The organism is Ruegeria sp. BC7 (assembly GCF_056539165.1).
Window position 1 is genome coordinate 92853 of record NZ_JBQFUL010000006.1, and the last position, 15057, is coordinate 107909.

Annotated in this window: 16 protein-coding genes; 8 read left to right on the forward strand and 8 right to left on the reverse strand. The window is 58.4% G+C overall.

The features are described 5' to 3' along the window. The first annotated feature begins 35 nt into the window (after positions 1 to 35). Positions 36 to 332: a hypothetical protein gene (locus ACR0KS_RS15285; protein ID WP_170567235.1), complete on the forward strand. Its 297-nt coding sequence runs from the start codon at positions 36 to 38 to the stop codon at positions 330 to 332. Between the two features lie 50 nt (positions 333 to 382). Here ACR0KS_RS15285 and ACR0KS_RS15290 read toward each other — a convergent pair whose 3' ends face one another. Then, the gene (locus tag ACR0KS_RS15290) at positions 383 to 1906 is read right to left on the reverse strand and encodes a DUF2125 domain-containing protein (RefSeq protein ID WP_170388786.1); all 1524 of its coding nucleotides are present in this window, start codon (positions 1904 to 1906) and stop codon (positions 383 to 385) included. A gap of 139 nt (positions 1907 to 2045) precedes the next feature. Here ACR0KS_RS15290 and ACR0KS_RS15295 point away from each other — a divergent pair, with 139 nt between their 5' ends. The 3 genes from ACR0KS_RS15295 to ACR0KS_RS15305 are packed head-to-tail and all read left to right on the forward strand — an operon-like array spanning position 2046 to position 4128. Further along, positions 2046 to 2789 (forward strand): SDR family oxidoreductase, encoded by a 744-nt coding sequence (locus tag ACR0KS_RS15295; RefSeq protein ID WP_480693263.1) that lies wholly within the window; start codon positions 2046 to 2048, stop codon positions 2787 to 2789. Continuing rightward, positions 2786 to 3394 carry an enoyl-CoA hydratase/isomerase family protein gene (locus ACR0KS_RS15300; RefSeq protein ID WP_170567233.1) on the forward strand — a complete coding sequence of 203 codons (609 nt, stop codon included), beginning with the start codon at positions 2786 to 2788 and terminating at the stop codon, positions 3392 to 3394. Before ACR0KS_RS15295 ends, ACR0KS_RS15300 begins: the two co-directional genes overlap by 4 nt. Then, positions 3391 to 4128, forward strand: a complete 738-nt coding sequence (locus ACR0KS_RS15305) for a VOC family protein (protein WP_170567231.1) — start codon at positions 3391 to 3393, stop codon at positions 4126 to 4128. The genes ACR0KS_RS15300 and ACR0KS_RS15305 overlap by 4 nt, the downstream gene beginning before the upstream one ends. Here the strand turns inward: ACR0KS_RS15305 and ACR0KS_RS15310 are convergent, their stop codons facing one another. Continuing rightward, complete coding sequence (locus tag ACR0KS_RS15310; protein WP_170415711.1) at positions 4129 to 4425, reverse strand: HNH endonuclease; 297 nt, start codon at positions 4423 to 4425, stop codon at positions 4129 to 4131. It lies immediately after the preceding gene. Positions 4426 to 4473: 48 nt separating this feature from the next. Here ACR0KS_RS15310 and ACR0KS_RS15315 point away from each other — a divergent pair, with 48 nt between their 5' ends. After that, positions 4474 to 5658 carry a TIGR03862 family flavoprotein gene (locus ACR0KS_RS15315; RefSeq protein WP_480693258.1) on the forward strand — a complete coding sequence of 395 codons (1185 nt, stop codon included), beginning with the start codon at positions 4474 to 4476 and terminating at the stop codon, positions 5656 to 5658. Here ACR0KS_RS15315 and holA read toward each other — a convergent pair. From holA to ACR0KS_RS15335, 4 genes are all read right to left on the reverse strand, one after another. Then, positions 5655 to 6683 carry a DNA polymerase III subunit delta gene (holA, locus tag ACR0KS_RS15320; RefSeq protein ID WP_170567227.1) on the reverse strand — a complete coding sequence of 343 codons (1029 nt, stop codon included), beginning with the start codon at positions 6681 to 6683 and terminating at the stop codon, positions 5655 to 5657. The genes ACR0KS_RS15315 and holA overlap by 4 nt on opposite strands. Next, a complete protein-coding gene (gene lptE / locus ACR0KS_RS15325; protein ID WP_170559966.1) occupies positions 6680 to 7171 on the reverse strand; it encodes an LPS assembly lipoprotein LptE in 492 nt (163 codons plus the stop codon). The genes holA and lptE overlap by 4 nt, the downstream gene beginning before the upstream one ends. Beyond that, positions 7158 to 9692 (reverse strand): leucine--tRNA ligase, encoded by a 2535-nt coding sequence (gene leuS / locus ACR0KS_RS15330; protein WP_170567225.1) that lies wholly within the window; start codon positions 9690 to 9692, stop codon positions 7158 to 7160. The genes lptE and leuS overlap by 14 nt, the downstream gene beginning before the upstream one ends. 72 nt (positions 9693 to 9764) lie before the next feature. Then, complete coding sequence (locus tag ACR0KS_RS15335) at positions 9765 to 10253, reverse strand: DUF3576 domain-containing protein (protein WP_170388778.1); 489 nt, start codon at positions 10251 to 10253, stop codon at positions 9765 to 9767. A gap of 282 nt (positions 10254 to 10535) precedes the next feature. On the opposite strand from ACR0KS_RS15335, the gene ACR0KS_RS15340 reads away from it, so the two are divergent. Together ACR0KS_RS15340 and ACR0KS_RS15345 are read left to right on the forward strand one after the other, a co-directional pair. Then, the gene (locus tag ACR0KS_RS15340) at positions 10536 to 11597 is read left to right on the forward strand and encodes a porin (protein WP_170567223.1); all 1062 of its coding nucleotides are present in this window, start codon (positions 10536 to 10538) and stop codon (positions 11595 to 11597) included. A gap of 100 nt (positions 11598 to 11697) precedes the next feature. Then, positions 11698 to 12357, forward strand: coding sequence for a YggS family pyridoxal phosphate-dependent enzyme (locus ACR0KS_RS15345; RefSeq protein ID WP_170559961.1), 660 nt, complete (start codon positions 11698 to 11700; stop codon positions 12355 to 12357). On the opposite strand, the gene ACR0KS_RS15350 is transcribed toward ACR0KS_RS15345, so the two are convergent. Together ACR0KS_RS15350 and ribA are read right to left on the reverse strand one after the other, a co-directional pair. Further along, a complete protein-coding gene (locus ACR0KS_RS15350; RefSeq protein WP_170567212.1) occupies positions 12341 to 12841 on the reverse strand; it encodes a L,D-transpeptidase family protein in 501 nt (166 codons plus the stop codon). The two genes, ACR0KS_RS15345 and ACR0KS_RS15350, sit on opposite strands and share 17 nt — an antisense overlap. Beyond that, positions 12838 to 13932 carry a GTP cyclohydrolase II gene (ribA, locus tag ACR0KS_RS15355; protein ID WP_170415697.1) on the reverse strand — a complete coding sequence of 365 codons (1095 nt, stop codon included), beginning with the start codon at positions 13930 to 13932 and terminating at the stop codon, positions 12838 to 12840. The genes ACR0KS_RS15350 and ribA overlap by 4 nt, the downstream gene beginning before the upstream one ends. Before the next feature lie 161 nt (positions 13933 to 14093). Between ribA and ACR0KS_RS15360 the strand changes: the two genes are divergently transcribed. Beyond that, positions 14094 to 14780 (forward strand): response regulator transcription factor, encoded by a 687-nt coding sequence (locus tag ACR0KS_RS15360; RefSeq protein ID WP_170415695.1) that lies wholly within the window; start codon positions 14094 to 14096, stop codon positions 14778 to 14780. The last annotated feature ends 277 nt before the right edge of the window (positions 14781 to 15057 follow it).

Sequence of the window (15057 nt, forward strand, 5' to 3'; positions counted from 1 at the left end):
ATGTCCGAACCCGGGGTACGCCGGTTGATGCTGAAATGCTGACATATTTTCACGACCTGCTGATCAAACCCAATGTTGACCAAATCCGTGACATCGCGAAGAGCGTCAAGGATGCTGTGGGCGTTGGGCTTTACGCGCATGACATCCTTCCGTGCGCGGAAACCGGGAGGTTTTTTCTGTGCGAGACCAACTTTAAATTTTATGAAGGGATGTACCGGTTCCACATGCAGAGCATCGCCAAGGATCTGCCAACACCCGCCTATTTTAATGGTCGAACCACCGGACGGCGTATAGCACGAGCTCTGGTCCACGAGTTAGACTTGCAGACCTGAGTCAGATAGTGGGCGAAGCTCTGGTTATACTGAGCATCGCCCCTCTATCATCACTTGATCCGTTGACCATTGGCCAGAATCTGGCCGTCTTCCGTGAACTCGATTTTCGAGTTCAGTGTATCGGGTTCTTCGCCGGGAACAGCCATCAGACCCATCATCATCCGCGCGCCCATCGCGTCGCTGTCCGACAGCAGACCCATGCCGATCAGCGTATCGATCAGCGCGTTCGCCCCGGTCAGCGTCAGGTTTGCGACGCCCGACGGTGAGGGCAGGCCATCAAACTCTTCGGTGTTGCTGTTGTCGAAGGAAAAATCCCCCTCGCCCGTCAGTTTTGCGCCAACCAGCGACACCAGCAGTTCGTTGATCTTGAGAGAGTGCAGCTCACCCGGTGCTTCTTCGGCGAATTCCAGCGATTCAACAGCTTCGGGGTCGAAGAAGTTGGTCAGGATCTTGGCTGTGCCTGAGGTATCAATCGAAATCGTGGCCGGATCACGCGGTAGAGCGCCTGCCGGATCGAACATGCTCCACAAAACATCTGACATGGTGAAGTCGGTCATGTTGATGGCAAATCCAAAGGGTTGGATTTCCTCGGACTGCTGCACGGGAAACTCGAACTTCAGCCCGGCATTGGCCATTGCAATTTCGATCGGGAAAGGAAGGTCAGCGGTCGTCACTGCCAGTTTCGCGCTGTTTTGCTCGACGTCATAGGCCAGCCGTTGTGCGTCAAAACTTGCGGCAAAGCGGCCCCCCTCGGACTCGCTGCCCAACGAGAACGCCTCGCCATCGCTGGTGCCCTCCATCGCGGTTGTGCCAGAGCCGTAGGTGAACAGCCCGGAAAACTCGAACCCGGCATCGTAAAAGGCTTGCGGGTCCGCGACGTCAAAATCCGACGGGATCACGCTGGTACCTTCAAAATCAAGCTGGCGTAGGTTGCCGTCGATCTTTGCCGTTTCGTCGCTTTCGGGATCGTCGAACGCCAGGCTATAGGACAGCCCACCCGCCTTGAACGTCTGATCGACATCGCGATTTTCACCAACCTTCATCCGTGAACTGCCGGTCAGGTCCGTCATTTCCATGTCTGCGCCCAAGATTGCGCTGGGCATCTCCTCGCCGTTGACGTTCACGCCATCCAGTTTGATGCCCAGAGAGGCCGCCGAATAGTCATAGGTCATATCCTCGGACGAGCCCGAGACGACCATCTCAAGACCGTTATGGGTGTAAAGAATATCGGCCGAGAAAGTTTCACCTTCGCCTTCGCCCGATACGGTCATCGGGAAGCTTTCGGGGAAATCGATGCTGACTGTTCCGTCGCCGTTTTCGGTCAGGATCATCTCTGGCACACGCATCTGAAAGGCTGCGTCTTCTTCCGGCAGCGACATGGACACGGTCATGTCAGTGACGCTGGTCACGCTGCCGTTGACGGATTGCTCACCCGAAACAGTATAGCCCATCTGGGTCAGGTAGGACTGCCAGTCGTCCCAGACATCCTGCGCGGTTAGATCGGCCAGCGCCCCCTGAGTCACTATGGCATAGGCAAATACTGCGCCGCAGCTGCGGCGAAGAAAAACGGACATTATAGAACCCTTCTTGATAAATCTTGCGGGCATGGTCGTGTCTGTGGCGTCGGGCGTCAAGGGGCAAGGGGTGGACCCTTTCCCCGTTCACGCGGTAGAGGTTCACACATTCTCAAGACAACGGAGGTACAGGGTTCACATGCAAGGGAAAACCGTACTGATTACAGGGGCCAGCCGCGGCATCGGGGCCGAGGCGGGGCGTGTTTTTGCCGCAGCCGGGGCAAATGTCGTTCTGGTCGCGCGCAGCCGCGATCAAATTGCAACCTTGGCCGAGGCGCTGGGCGAAAACGCAATGGCGCTGCAATGCGACGTAAGCGATTTTGTGCAGGTGGAACAAGCCGTTGCCGATTGCGTGGACCGGTTCGGCGGATTGGACGTTTTGATCGGGAATGCGGGTGTCATTGACCCTATCTTTCACATGTCCAGCGCCGATGTCGCGGCGTGGAGCACGGCGATCGACATCAACCTGAAGGGCGTCTTTTACGGCATGCGCGCAGCGCTGCCCGTGATGCGGGCAGCCGGTGGCGGTACGGTGCTGACCGTATCCTCGGGCGCGGCGTCAAACCCTATCGAGGCGTGGAGCCATTATTGCGCCTCGAAAGCAGGCGCGAAGATGCTGACCGAGTGTCTGCATCTGGAAGAAGCCATTCACGGCATCCGCGCGATGGGATTGTCGCCGGGAACCGTCGCCACCGACATGCAGCGTGTCATCAAGGCAAGCGGCATCAACGCCGTAAGCCAGCTGGATTGGAGCGATCATATCCCGGCTGACTGGCCCGCTCGCGCGTTGCTTTGGATGTGCTCAGAGGATGCGGATGAATTTTTGGGAACTGAAATTTCGCTAAGGCGCGAAGACATTCGGCAAAGGGTAGGGCTGACGTGATCCAACTGACCAAGACTGACGGATTGTGGACCGTCACTCTCAACAACCCGGACAAGGCCAATGCGTTGACCGGGACCATGCTGACCGAACTGTGCGAAATAGCCGAAAACGCAACCGACGCGCGTGCCCTGATCCTGACCGGTGCGGGCAAGGTATTCAGTGCCGGTGCCGATCTGGACGAAGCGCGCTCGGGCCTTGCGACCTCGGACCTGTGGGAGCGTTTGTCCGGCGCCATCGCTGCTTTGCCGTGTCTGACGGTTGCTGCGCTGAATGGCACTCTGGCTGGCGGTGCCAACGGCATGGTTTTGGCCTGCGATCTGCGCATCGCTGTGCCATCAGCCAAGTTCTTTTACCCGGTGATGAAACTGGGTTTTCTGCCACAGCCCTCGGACCCAAAGCGTATGGCGGCACTGATAGGCCCGGCGCGCACCAAGATGATTCTGATGGCAGGGCAAAAGATCACTGCGGAAGAGGCGTATTCCTTTGGGCTGGTTGATCGCGTAGTTGAGCCCGACCTGCTGATGCAAACAGCGCATGAATTGGTTTCCGACAGCGTGCAGGCCGATCCCGGGATTGCGCAGGGTATCGCAAGGCTGTGCGAATGAGGTTATCCGCCCTTCGGTTGCGCGTTTCCGATCCGGAGCGTTTGTCGACATTTTACCGCGATGTTCTTGGTATGGCTGTCCAAGCTCAGGGCGTTTGCCAGCGTGTGGGCTATGGTGGCCCTGATGCCGAAGTGGTCATGATGCCGGGTGGCGGCAAATACAGCCACGATCAGGGGCAACGATACTGGAAGATCGGTATAACCGTACCGGATGTGGATCTGGCTGTGGCCTTCCTAAGCCAAAAGGGGGTGGAGGTTTCGAATCCAAAGCAATTTCTGGATATCGGTTACATGAGTCATCTGAGGGACCCCGAGGGGTTCGTGATTGAACTGTTGCAGTGGGATTTTGAAGGCAACCGCCCGGACTATGCGGCCAATCCGTCAAACCCGTTTGCAAAAGCACGCCTTGGTCAGATCACATTGCGCACGGGCGATATCGCCGCCGAGGATGCGTTTTGCCGTGGGCAGGGGATGCGCTTGTTGTCGATGCAGGATGTCGCACAATACGGGTTTGACCTGCATTTCTATGCCTTTACGGATGAAACGCCCCCGAATGGGGATTTATGGGCTGTCGATAACCGGGAATGGCTATGGAAAAGGCCATATACCACGCTGGAGTTTCAGCACGTTGCCGGTGGAACTTTCGCCCCCTCGCCGGATTATCGCGGGCTTGAGGTCAGCGGGCTTTCGTCCCCTATACATGACGCATTTGGGGACAGAGTTTGGCCCGGCTGACTATCGCGCCCGCCTGCGACCCGGCACTTTTGAGCGAAACCCCGGCGGGCGCTTGCGAACCCATTTCAGGAATTTTTCTAGCCTTGGATGAGCGCGCAAAGCCTCTACGGTATTGAACTCGCGCGCCAACTGGCTCTCGGTCAGGGTTGCGTGGACCTCTTTGTGGCAAATTACATGCAGTAAAACGGTCGGCCCGCCCTTGCCCCCTTTGAGTTTTGGGATCAGATGGTGCAGGCTGCCGTCCCCGTCTGGGATCGGGCGGTCGCAAAGCGGGCAGATAGGGTCACTGTTCGACATGGCGCGGTCAGGGTTGCGCTGGACGTCGCAGAAGGCAAGGGGACAGAAATGGCACAGGCAGTTGTGATCGGGGCCGGACCCGCTGGCCTGATGGCAGCCGAAGAACTGGCCGTCGCGGGCCATGATGTTCTGGTGGCCGAGGCCAAGCCCTCGGTCGCGCGCAAGTTTCTTATGGCTGGCAAGTCGGGCCTGAACCTGACAAAGGACGAGCCCTTGGACACTCTTGTGTCGTTCTACGGCCCGGCTGCGGATTGGTTGCGCCCGATGCTCGCAGAGTTCAACGCGGCCGATGTTCAGGTTTGGGCGCGTGATCTGGGGCAAGAGCTGTTCACCGGGTCCACAGGGCGGGTCTTTCCAACGGCGATGAAGGCGTCACCACTGTTGCGGGCTTGGCTGGGTCGACTCGATACGGCAGGCGTTCAGATCAAAACACGCTGGCAATGGGTTGGATGGGACGGCGAGGCTCTTGTGTTTGAGACTGCGCAAGGCCGTCAAAATACTTCAGCCGATGTCACGGTATTGGCGCTGGGCGGCGCAAGCTGGTCGCGTCTGGGATCAGACGGTCTTTGGACACAGGCGTTGGCGTCAAAAGGGGTTGAGCTTGCGCCTTTTCAACCTGCGAACTCTGCCGTGTCCGTGAATTGGAGCCATCACATGCAGCCACATTTTGGGGCCGCGCTAAAGTCGGTGCGCTGGATGGCCGGAAACATGACAAGCCGTGGCGAGGCCACGATCTCGGCAAAGGGGATTGAGGGTGGTGGGCTGTATTCGCTGACCCCGGCATTGCGCGACGGGGCGCCTTTGTTCGTTGATCTGGTTCCCGATCTGGACGAAGCCGTCTTGAAAACCCGGCTGTCGGCGAAAAAGCCCAAGACCACTCTTTCGCAGTGGTTCAGAAAAACGCTCCGCCTGTCACCGCAAAAGGTCGCTTTGTTTCATGAGATGGCGACGAGCGGCGATCGTTCGACCGATCAATTGGCACGCGCAATCAAGTGTTTACCCATTGACCACGCCGGTTTGCGCCCGATGGATGAGGCGATTTCGACGGCCGGAGGTATCATGCTCGGGGCGCTGGACGACAGGCTCATGCTGCGGTCAGTGCCAGGCGTTTTTTGTGCAGGCGAAATGCTGGACTGGGAAGCGCCAACAGGGGGGTATCTGTTGACGGCTTGTCTGGCGACAGGGCGCTGGGCAGGTCGCGGAGCCGCTGAGTGGCTGGAGCGCGCGCACTAACGAGGCTGCGCGAGCATGGCAAGCCGGATCAGCGCCCGCTCAACAAGGGCCATCGCCGGCGCCTTTTGCCCTGCGGACCGAAGCGTCAGGTCAGTATCGGTCAGAACCGTCAAGGCGGTCTGCAGTTTGTGCGCGCCCCAACCTTGCGCTTGCCGAACGATTCGGTCCCGGCGCTTGCCGTAGATCGGGGGGCGCATCTTGTTGATACCCTGCGCCGCCCCGCCCGGGTCCGACGCGCAAGCGTATAGCGTGCGAAAATGCCGGGTCGCTCCGATACACAAGGCCACGGCCTCGGTGCCTTGCGATTGCAACCTGCGGATCAGCGGGCCGATCTCTCCGGCATGGCCTTCGGCGACAACATTCAGGACGTCATCCAGAGCGGCCTCGGTCGAGCGTGGTGCGCAGGCCTCGACATCTTCAATGGTCAGTTCCGAGTTGTCGCCGAGCTTGTAAAGCGACAGTTTATCAACGGTTTGAGCAAAATCGCCGGGGCTGATTGCGAGGGCCAGATCAGTTAGCGCCGCCATCGATTCGCGTGGGATGTTCTTCAATCCGGCCTGAGTTAGAATGCGCTCGACCTCTCCTCGCGAAGGTGGGTCGTCATAAATGCCGGTTGCATAGGCGGCCGGGTGTGCCTCAAACGCCTTGCGGAGCTTTGAGCTGGCTTTGAGCGCTCCGGCAGTGACAATGATCTGCGCATCTTCAGGGCGCCAATCCTCTAACGCGGAAAGGATTGTCGGCGCGACGGTTTCCCTGGCGTCTTCGACCAGAACCGCACGCGGTCCAGGAAAGAACCCCACCGCTTTTACCGCGTCCAACAACATAGCGGGATCTTCGCGCAGATCCGCGCCTGCCATGCGTGTCAGACGCATTTCTTCTTCGGCATTGGCCCCCAGCAAAGCGGCCAGAACCTGCTGGCGCTTCAGTGCCACTCGCATCGTATCCGAGCCATAAATCAACAAGCCAGTTTTGCCTGCGTCTGGCTTGGCGAAATACCCCTCAGCCTCGCGTGGGCTTAGCTTCATTGGGTCAGGCCCGGCGCAGCATAGAGGCGGTTCACGATCTGATCGGACAGAATCACCATCAACCTGTCGGTGGCGTCACGCTCATCCGCCAGCGTCGAAACTGTCGAACCCGCAGCCGAATACCCGACAAAGTCAGAAACATTTCCCGATGTCACAACCTGACCTGTTTCGTTCGACTTAAGGGCAAATCTGGCCTGGCCTTCAATCGTATATCTGTCGGTTTGGTTGGTCGTCCGGATCGCCGCGCGCCGCGTCACGGTGACCACGTTTACGTTCAGTTCGTAATTCTTGACCGAACCCGCACTGCGACCAAGGCGTTGTTCCAGATTTTGGACCAGCAAATAGCTTTCTACGGTATTGGGTGCGGAAACCTGAACCTTGCCATGCAGCGCCGACCCGGAACCGCCAGGGGCGTAAACCGGTTCAAAGCCGCAGGCGGCAAGCGCCAGTGGCAGCATCAACAGGGTTCTGCGATCAAACAACGACATTCACGATCCGGCCCGGTACAACAATCACCTTTTTCGGCGCATTGCCATCCAGCGCCTTTTGGACAGCTTCGGTGCTGAGCGCGATTTTTTCAACCTCTGCCTTATCCATATCCTTCGCCACGCTGATTTCCGCGCGGCGCTTGCCGTTGATCTGGATGGGCAGAGTGACGGTGTCATCAACCAGCATCGCCTCATCCGCGACGGGCCAAGGGGCCGTGGCCACCAAGCCCTCGCCGCCCAGCAATTGCCAGAGTTCCTCGGACAGGTGCGGGGTCATCGGTGACATCAACTGAGCCAGCGTCTTGGCGGCCTCTTTCTTGGCCTCGCTGCCTGCCTTGGACTTCGCCAGCGTGTTGGTGAAGGCATAGAGCTTGGCAATGGACGCGTTGAAGCCAAAGGATTCAACGCCACCCGATACATCATGGATGGCTTTGTGCATCTCACGCAGCAGAGCCTCGTCTTCGGCATTGGCCGGAACGTTCGACTCGGCAATCTCGGAGGCGATGCGATGCACCCGGCTCAAGTGCTTGAACGCGGCCTCAGCGCCGGAGGCCGTCCATTCCACGTCACGCTCGGGCGGCGAATCGGACAGGACGAACCAGCGCGCGGTGTCTGCACCAAAGGCCGAGATGATGCTGACCGGGTCCACCACGTTTTTCTTGGACTTCGACATTTTGGCCGATGGGATGATCTCGACCTCAGTACCATCAGCCAGTTTACCGTCGGTCACGTCCTCAGGCAGGTGATAGACCGGGCGGCCGTTGGCGTCGCGGGTCTGATAGATTTCATGCGTGACCATGCCTTGGGTAAACAGCGCATCAAACGGCTCGATAGCCTTTTTCGGCAGATGGCCGGTGATGTTCATCGCCCGCGCGAAGAACCGGGAATAGAGCAGGTGCAGAATCGCGTGCTCGATCCCGCCGATATACTGGTCGACATTCATCCAGTATTCGGCCTCGGCCAAATCGGTGGGCGTTTCGGCACGGGGCGCGGTGAAACGGGCGAAATACCAGGACGAATCGACGAACGTGTCCATCGTGTCGGTTTCACGCTTGGCGGGCGCTCCGCAGGACGGGCAATCGCAGTCGCGCCATGTCGGGTGACGGTCCAGCGGATTGCCCGGTTTGTCGAATGTCACATCGTCGGGCAGGCGAACCGGCAGGTTCTCTTTATTCTCGGGCACCACGCCGCAAGAATCGCAATGCACAACGGGAATCGGGCATCCCCAATAGCGTTGCCGCGAAAGACCCCAGTCGCGCAGACGGTATTTGGTGACGCCTTCGCCCCAACCGGCCTTTTCTGCGAAATCAACGGTAGCATTGATGGCTTCGTCGCCCGTCGCCTCGGTTAGACCGGCGAAGTGATTCACCCAGCGGACTTTCTCGGTTTTCGGAGGGACAAAGGCGATCTTGTCGACCGGAGTATCGTCATCCAGCGCAAAGAATGTATCGACCACGGGCAACCCGTACTTACGGCAGAAATCCAGATCGCGCTGGTCATGTGCAGGGCAGGCAAAGATCGCGCCGGTGCCGTAATCCATCAGGATGAAGTTTGCGATCCAGACCGGCAGCTCCCAATTCGGGTCCAGCGGATGCTTGACGGTGATGCCGGTGTCATAGCCCAGCTTCTCAGCGGTTTCGATCGCCTCCTCAGTGGTGCCACCTTTGCGGCATTCCGTAACAAATTCAGCGACTTCTGGGTTTTCAGCCTCAAGCTGCTTGGCAATCGGGTGATCGGGTGAGATGCCGACAAAAGAAGCGCCCAGCAGCGTATCGGGGCGAGTCGTGTAAACGGTGATCGGCTCGCCGCCATCGGTGCGTTCAAAGCCGAACTGCAGGCCGCGCGACTTGCCGATCCAGTTCTCCTGCATCAGGCGGACCTTGGCGGGCCAGTTGTCCAGAGTGTCCAGCGCGTCCAGCAATTCCTCGGAATAGTCGGAGATCTTGAAGAACCACTGCGTCAGCTCGCGGCGTTCGACCAGAGCGCCCGAGCGCCAGCCGCGGCCGTTCTCCACCTGTTCATTGGCCAGAACGGTCATATCAACCGGGTCCCAGTTCACCACGGCGTTCTTGCGGTAAACCAGACCGGCCTCGAGCATATCCAGGAACAAAGCCTGCTGTTGGCCGTAATATTCCGGGTCGCAGGTGGCAAACTCACGCGACCAGTCGATCGACAGGCCCAGCGGCTTCATTTGCCCGCGCATGTCGGCGATATTGCCGTAAGTCCAGTCCTTGGGGTGGCCGCCAATCGCCATCGCCGCGTTTTCCGCAGGCATCCCGAAGGCGTCCCAGCCCATCGGGTGCAGCACATTGTGGCCGGTTGCCAGCTTATGCCGCGCGATCACGTCGCCCATCGTGTAATTGCGCACATGGCCCATATGGATTCGGCCCGAGGGGTAGGGGAACATCTCAAGCACATAGTATTTGGGCTTGTCCGCCTTGTGGTCGGCGGTGAAAATCCCGGCCTTGTCCCAGGCTTCCTGCCATTTTGCTTCGATTTCGTTGGCCGAGTAGCGCGACATCGTGCGGTCCTTCGTGAATGAAAACGCCGGGTCAGAGCCCGGCGTGGTAATATTGTGATTTTCGGCGGGTTGCTAGAGCTTGTTGTCCGCAATGCGCAACTGACGGGCGCGGGACAGGATGGCATCTTCGACCGCGCGTGTGGTCGCGGCACTGACCGGAGCACCGCCGCTGGACTGCAATGCCACCGACAAAGAGCGCGCTGCCAGCGCAGGATCGCTTATGTGAACCGTGGCCCTATAGGACCGTCCGCCACCCGGAGGTGTCCCGTAACCCGTTACAATCACACCCGTAAATGGATCGATCTCCTGAACCGGCAGGAAATTCAGCACATCAAGGGATGCTGCCCACAGATACCTGTTCACATTTGTGACTTGCTCTGCGTTTCTGGTGTCGAACACATCCCAGATGGTCGAACGGTTAGGGTCGTTCAGTTCGCGTTCGCTTGAACGGCCGCTGTCTGTATTAAGCAGATCAGGGTTCGGCGCGGCCCCTCGATTCTGTCCGCAGGCCGACACTGCGGCAGTCACTATGATCAAACCGATAATCGTCTGCAGGCGCATCGTCGACTGGTCCTGTTTCCACTTGGTCTCGTTCGTTCAGTGATACTCCTAGACAAGGTCCAGTTCGGCAACAACCCTCTTATTGTCACATTTCGACGGTATTGCAGACGCTTTGGGGCTGAAAACGGACTGTGGCATCCTTGCACCAATCTGTTGCCAATGCAGCCTGCCTAATTATGCCGACCTTGCGCGAAGGGGGCAAAAAGAGCGAAACGGTTCCCGTGCTGAGACATGTGCTGAGGCATATGTCGAGTAGAAAACTTTGAAACCGAGGGAAACAAGATGAAAAAAGTTCTCTTCGCATCGACCGCTCTGATCGCAACCGCAAGTGTTGCAGCGGCCGACGTACGCTTTAGCGGTTACGGCCGCTTTGGTATTGGATACCAAGAAGATCGCACCGGTTCGGTTGCGAGCTTCACTAACACCACTGTCACCACAGCAAGTGGCGGAGTCACCACCACTGTTACACCTAATGGTGTTGCCACTGGCGTCGACACCGACAACACCATCCTGATCTCGCGCTTCCGTCTGAACATCGACGGCGTCGTTGAAACCGATGGCGGCGTTGAGTTCTCGGCTCGTGTTCGTCTGCAGGCTGACGAAAACGCAGGCAACGGCGAAGCAAACAGTGCTGGTCTGAACGGCGCACGTTTCTCGGTCATCTACGGTGGTCTGCGTGTTGACGCGGGCAACGTTGCAGGTGCCTTCGACAACTTGGCAAACTACTACGGTAACGAGCCGGGCCTGGAAAACTTCGTTGGTCAGTACTCGGGTGTTGACTATGGCTTCCTGGGTTACTCGTCGACCGGTTCGGGTTCCAACGCTGTGTTCTTCCAGTACGCAGTTGGCGACTTCGCATTCGGCGCATCGTATGACCAAGCAACCGTTGCATTCGGTGGCGTTCCTGAAGATGCAGACCGCTGGGACATCAGCGCAACCTACACCTTCAACAACATCACCGCTGCTCTGGCCTACGGTCAGACCGATGGTGGCTCGTTCGGCATCGACCCCGAACTGCTGGTCTTCACCCTGGGTGGTGAATGGGGCGACTTCTCGGGCACCCTGTTTGTTGGTGACGAAAGCGACACCGCGGCGAACTCGGCTGGTGAAGCAACCGACGACACCTTCTACGGTCTGTCGGCAGCTTACAACGTTGGCGCAGCGACCACTCTGACCTTCGCTTACGGTGACGGTTCGGCTGATGGTGACACCCGTCAGTATGGTATCGGCGCAATCTACGACCTGGGTGGCGGTGCATCGCTGCGCGGTGGTATCGGCGACACCAAAGTCGGCAGCGCAGACAGCACCATCCGTGCTGACTTCGGTGCTCAGTTCAACTTCTAAGTTGATCTGAACCGCAAGGTTTAAGGGCAGGTCTTCGGACCTGCCCTTTTCTTTTGGGCTGACATGGTGTTTTCCTGCCCCAAACTGATTGAGGACCCCCATGTCGCTGCATGATATCGCCGCCCGTATCCAAAAAGCTGAATCTGCCGCAGGGCGACCGGAGGGGTCCGTCAAGCTGATAGCGGTGTCAAAGGTTCAACCGAACGAACGCGTTCGCAGTGTTCTGGACGAGGGGCACCGTTGTTTCGGCGAAAACCGGGTCCAGGAAGCCGCCGGAAAGTGGCCGGACTTTATGCAGGATTATTCCGACATTGATCTGCACCTGATCGGACCTTTGCAGACAAACAAGGCCCGCCAGGCGATAGAGTTGTTCAGCACCATCCATTCGGTGGATCGACCCAAGCTGGCCAAGACCCTTGCGCGGCTGGCGCAGGAGGTTGGCACTTGCCCTGATCTGTTCATACAGGTGAATACCGGAGAGGAGGAGCAGAAGGCCGGTATCCTGCCTGCTGAGGCAGATGCGTTTGTCGCCGAGTGCCGCGCTCTGGACCTGCCGATCATGGGCTTGATGTGTATCCCGCCCGTCGAAGAGGAACCTGCGCTGCATTTCGCGCTGCTTGCCAAGATTGCGGAACGCAACGGGCTGGCAGGGCTGTCCATGGGCATGAGCGGCGATTTTGAGAAGGCGATCGCACTGGGCGCGACTCATGTGCGCGTGGGGTCCGCGATCTTCGGCGAACGGGTTAAACCGCAGGAATAATCAGGCGCGTGTTCGGCGAAATCCTTCGGGCGATCCAGTGTAGATGATCGCGACGAAACGCGACGCAGCCTTCGGTCGGATAGCCCGGTCGTCTCCACTGATGAATAAAAATTGCAGAGCCACCCTCTGGTACGGCGTTAGGCCAGTTCCAGTCGGTCAGCAGGACCAGATCGTATAACGGGTCCGCGCGGCGTAGTTTTTCATGGCTGAACTGGTAGGGTACGCTGACCAGTTGGTTATAGCGATCATCGCCGCTGTCATCTGACCACAGATCGCCCGGTCCAATCGGAATGGCCCAGGGCGTTGGCGCCGTGATCCGGTCGGGTCGGTAAAGCATCCCGACGATACGGTGCACACCGGTTGGTGTCGCACCATCGCCTTCGCGCTTGGTGTTGCTCAGCCCGCCCTTGCCGATCGAACACGGCAAGGTGCGCCCTGCAAACCGAACGCCGCGAGGTGTAAGTACAAGGTCAAAGGGGGTCACAGCAAGTGGCCCGACTTTGCCGCCTTGGTCGCCAGATACTCGCGGTTATGAGCAGTTTCACCAACCTTGAGCGGAACGCGCTCGGTTACCGCGATTCCCGTCTTCTCCATCATCGCGATCTTGGCCGGATTGTTGGTTAGAAGACGGACAGAACTGAAGCCCAGCGACTTCAGGATATCCGAGCCCAAACGAAAATCGCGCTCGTCATCCTCGAATCCCAGCCGGTGATTGGCTTCGACCGTGTCAAAGCCCTGATCCTGCAGGAAATAGGCGCGCATCTTATTGGCCAGCCCGATGCCGCGCCCTTCCTGGTTCAGATACAACAGCACCCCGGCCCCTTCTGTTCCCATCTGGGCAAGGGCACCGCGAAGCTGAGGGCCGCAATCGCATTTGAGGCTGCCCATAAGGTCGCCCGTGAAACAGGCCGAGTGCAAGCGAGCCAATACGGGTTTGTTGCGGTCAGGACGTCCGATTTCGATTGCGTAATGTTCCTCACCGCCATCGTCCGGGCGAAAGACATGAAGACGTCCGGCCTCGGACACTTCCATGGGCAAGCGCGCTGCCACCACTTCGTTCAGGATGCTGCGATCCGCCAGATGCGGAGCTGCCCGTGTATGGTCAATACAGGTCAGGCCATGTGCGCCTGCAAAAGTGCGTCCGTCATCAATAGGGACAACGACGGCTGCAGGAAGCAGCCGCGCGGATTTGGTCAGTGCTATGGCGATGCGGTGTAGGTTGGCGCCGCCCTGACGTTGCGTCATCAGCGGGCCTTTCATCGGCGCGTTCAGATCATCGGACGGGTCGGCGACGGCTTGTACCCAGCCAATGTCGGCGTCCGCAGGTATGACGACGCGCGCAAGGTCGCCGTCATACGCCCGTGCCTTGAGTGTTTCCGCACGCCGCACGGTTATGGCAACGACCGGTTCGCCTCCCAGCCCTCGTAAATCCGCAAGGCGTTGAGGGCTCAGTGTTTCTGACGCGATTGCAAGAACGCTAAAGCCACTGTCATCCGTCAACACGACAGGCACGCCCATTCGCAGGTCTGCGCGGGCTCGTGCAAGCAGTTCCGAGATATCCGGGATAAGACTCATTCATGTTACCCTGTAACGATCAGCCCTTCCTGTAGCCTGATCGAGCAGAAATGTGAAACATTTCCTCATCCTCGGACACGAGGGCGTGAGACGATTGCAGCAAACCTTGTTGATTGCATCTTTCGCGCGCAAGTGGTGGAAAAGGCTTAGGAGGACCAGATATGGCACAGCTTAAGAAAATCCTGCTGGTGGATGACGACGAAGACCTTCGCGAAGCTCTGAGTGAGCAGCTTGTGATGACCGAGGACTTCGACGTGTTCGAGGCGTCCGATGGGCAGTCCGCCATGGAACGCGCCCGCGAAGCGATCTACGACCTGGTCATTCTGGATGTGGGCTTGCCGGATACCGACGGGCGCGAGCTGTGCCGCCTGATGCGCAAGCAGGGTGTCAAAAGCCCGATCCTGATGCTAACGGGGCACGATAGCGACGCCGACACCATTCTGGGCCTTGATGCCGGTGCCAATGATTACGTTCCCAAGCCTTTCAAATTCCCGGTCCTTCTAGCCCGCATCCGTGCCCAACTGCGCCAGCATGAACAATCCGAAGATGCGGTCTTTGTTTTGGGTCCGTATACCTTCAAGCCTGCGATGAAGATGCTGATCACCGAAGATGACCGAAAGATCCGGCTGACCGAGAAAGAGACGAACATCCTCAAGTTCCTCTACCGCTCGGCCGATGGGGTGGTCGCCCGCGATGTGCTGCTGCACGAGGTCTGGGGATACAATGCCGGTGTGACCACACATACACTGGAAACCCACATCTACCGCCTGCGCCAGAAGATCGAGCCCGATCCCTCAAACGCGCGCCTTTTGGTCACAGAGTCCGGCGGATATCGTTTGGTCTCTTAACCTTTGGTGGAATGACTCGGATCAAAGTGATACTCTGAGGGCAAATCAAGGTTACTCCCAACCCGTGCATGTCCGGGTTATGACATGTACCTCCCTGTTGGACTGCCGGGCCTTTGGCCCGGCTTTTTTGGGGGAGGGGGAGGTCGGCTTTGAGTTTGAGTGGTAAGCTAGGTAGCCTGTTCCATCACCAGAATACCGTAAGTTTTGCCATATGCTCTCGGAACATTCCTGAGGCATCATTTGGTATGGTTGCTCCATCTTCGAGCATTATCTTGGT

Excerpts from the sequence above, each read along its gene's own strand:
- ACR0KS_RS15285 (WP_170567235.1), top strand. The coding sequence starts at position 36 with ATGCTGACATATTTTCACGACCTGCTGATCAAACCCAATGTTGACCAA.
- ACR0KS_RS15290 (WP_170388786.1), bottom strand. The coding sequence starts at position 1,906 with ATGTCCGTTTTTCTTCGCCGCAGCTGCGGCGCAGTATTTGCCTATGCC.
- ACR0KS_RS15295 (WP_480693263.1), top strand. The coding sequence starts at position 2,046 with ATGCAAGGGAAAACCGTACTGATTACAGGGGCCAGCCGCGGCATCGGG.
- ACR0KS_RS15305 (WP_170567231.1), top strand. The coding sequence starts at position 3,391 with ATGAGGTTATCCGCCCTTCGGTTGCGCGTTTCCGATCCGGAGCGTTTG.
- ACR0KS_RS15310 (WP_170415711.1), bottom strand. The coding sequence starts at position 4,425 with ATGTCGAACAGTGACCCTATCTGCCCGCTTTGCGACCGCCCGATCCCA.
- ACR0KS_RS15315 (WP_480693258.1), top strand. The coding sequence starts at position 4,474 with ATGGCACAGGCAGTTGTGATCGGGGCCGGACCCGCTGGCCTGATGGCA.
- holA (WP_170567227.1), bottom strand. The coding sequence starts at position 6,683 with ATGAAGCTAAGCCCACGCGAGGCTGAGGGGTATTTCGCCAAGCCAGAC.
- lptE (WP_170559966.1), bottom strand. The coding sequence starts at position 7,171 with ATGTCGTTGTTTGATCGCAGAACCCTGTTGATGCTGCCACTGGCGCTT.
- leuS (WP_170567225.1), bottom strand. The coding sequence starts at position 9,692 with ATGTCGCGCTACTCGGCCAACGAAATCGAAGCAAAATGGCAGGAAGCC.
- ACR0KS_RS15335 (WP_170388778.1), bottom strand. The coding sequence starts at position 10,253 with ATGCGCCTGCAGACGATTATCGGTTTGATCATAGTGACTGCCGCAGTG.
- ACR0KS_RS15340 (WP_170567223.1), top strand. The coding sequence starts at position 10,536 with ATGAAAAAAGTTCTCTTCGCATCGACCGCTCTGATCGCAACCGCAAGT.
- ACR0KS_RS15345 (WP_170559961.1), top strand. The coding sequence starts at position 11,698 with ATGTCGCTGCATGATATCGCCGCCCGTATCCAAAAAGCTGAATCTGCC.
- ribA (WP_170415697.1), bottom strand. The coding sequence starts at position 13,932 with ATGAGTCTTATCCCGGATATCTCGGAACTGCTTGCACGAGCCCGCGCA.
- ACR0KS_RS15360 (WP_170415695.1), top strand. The coding sequence starts at position 14,094 with ATGGCACAGCTTAAGAAAATCCTGCTGGTGGATGACGACGAAGACCTT.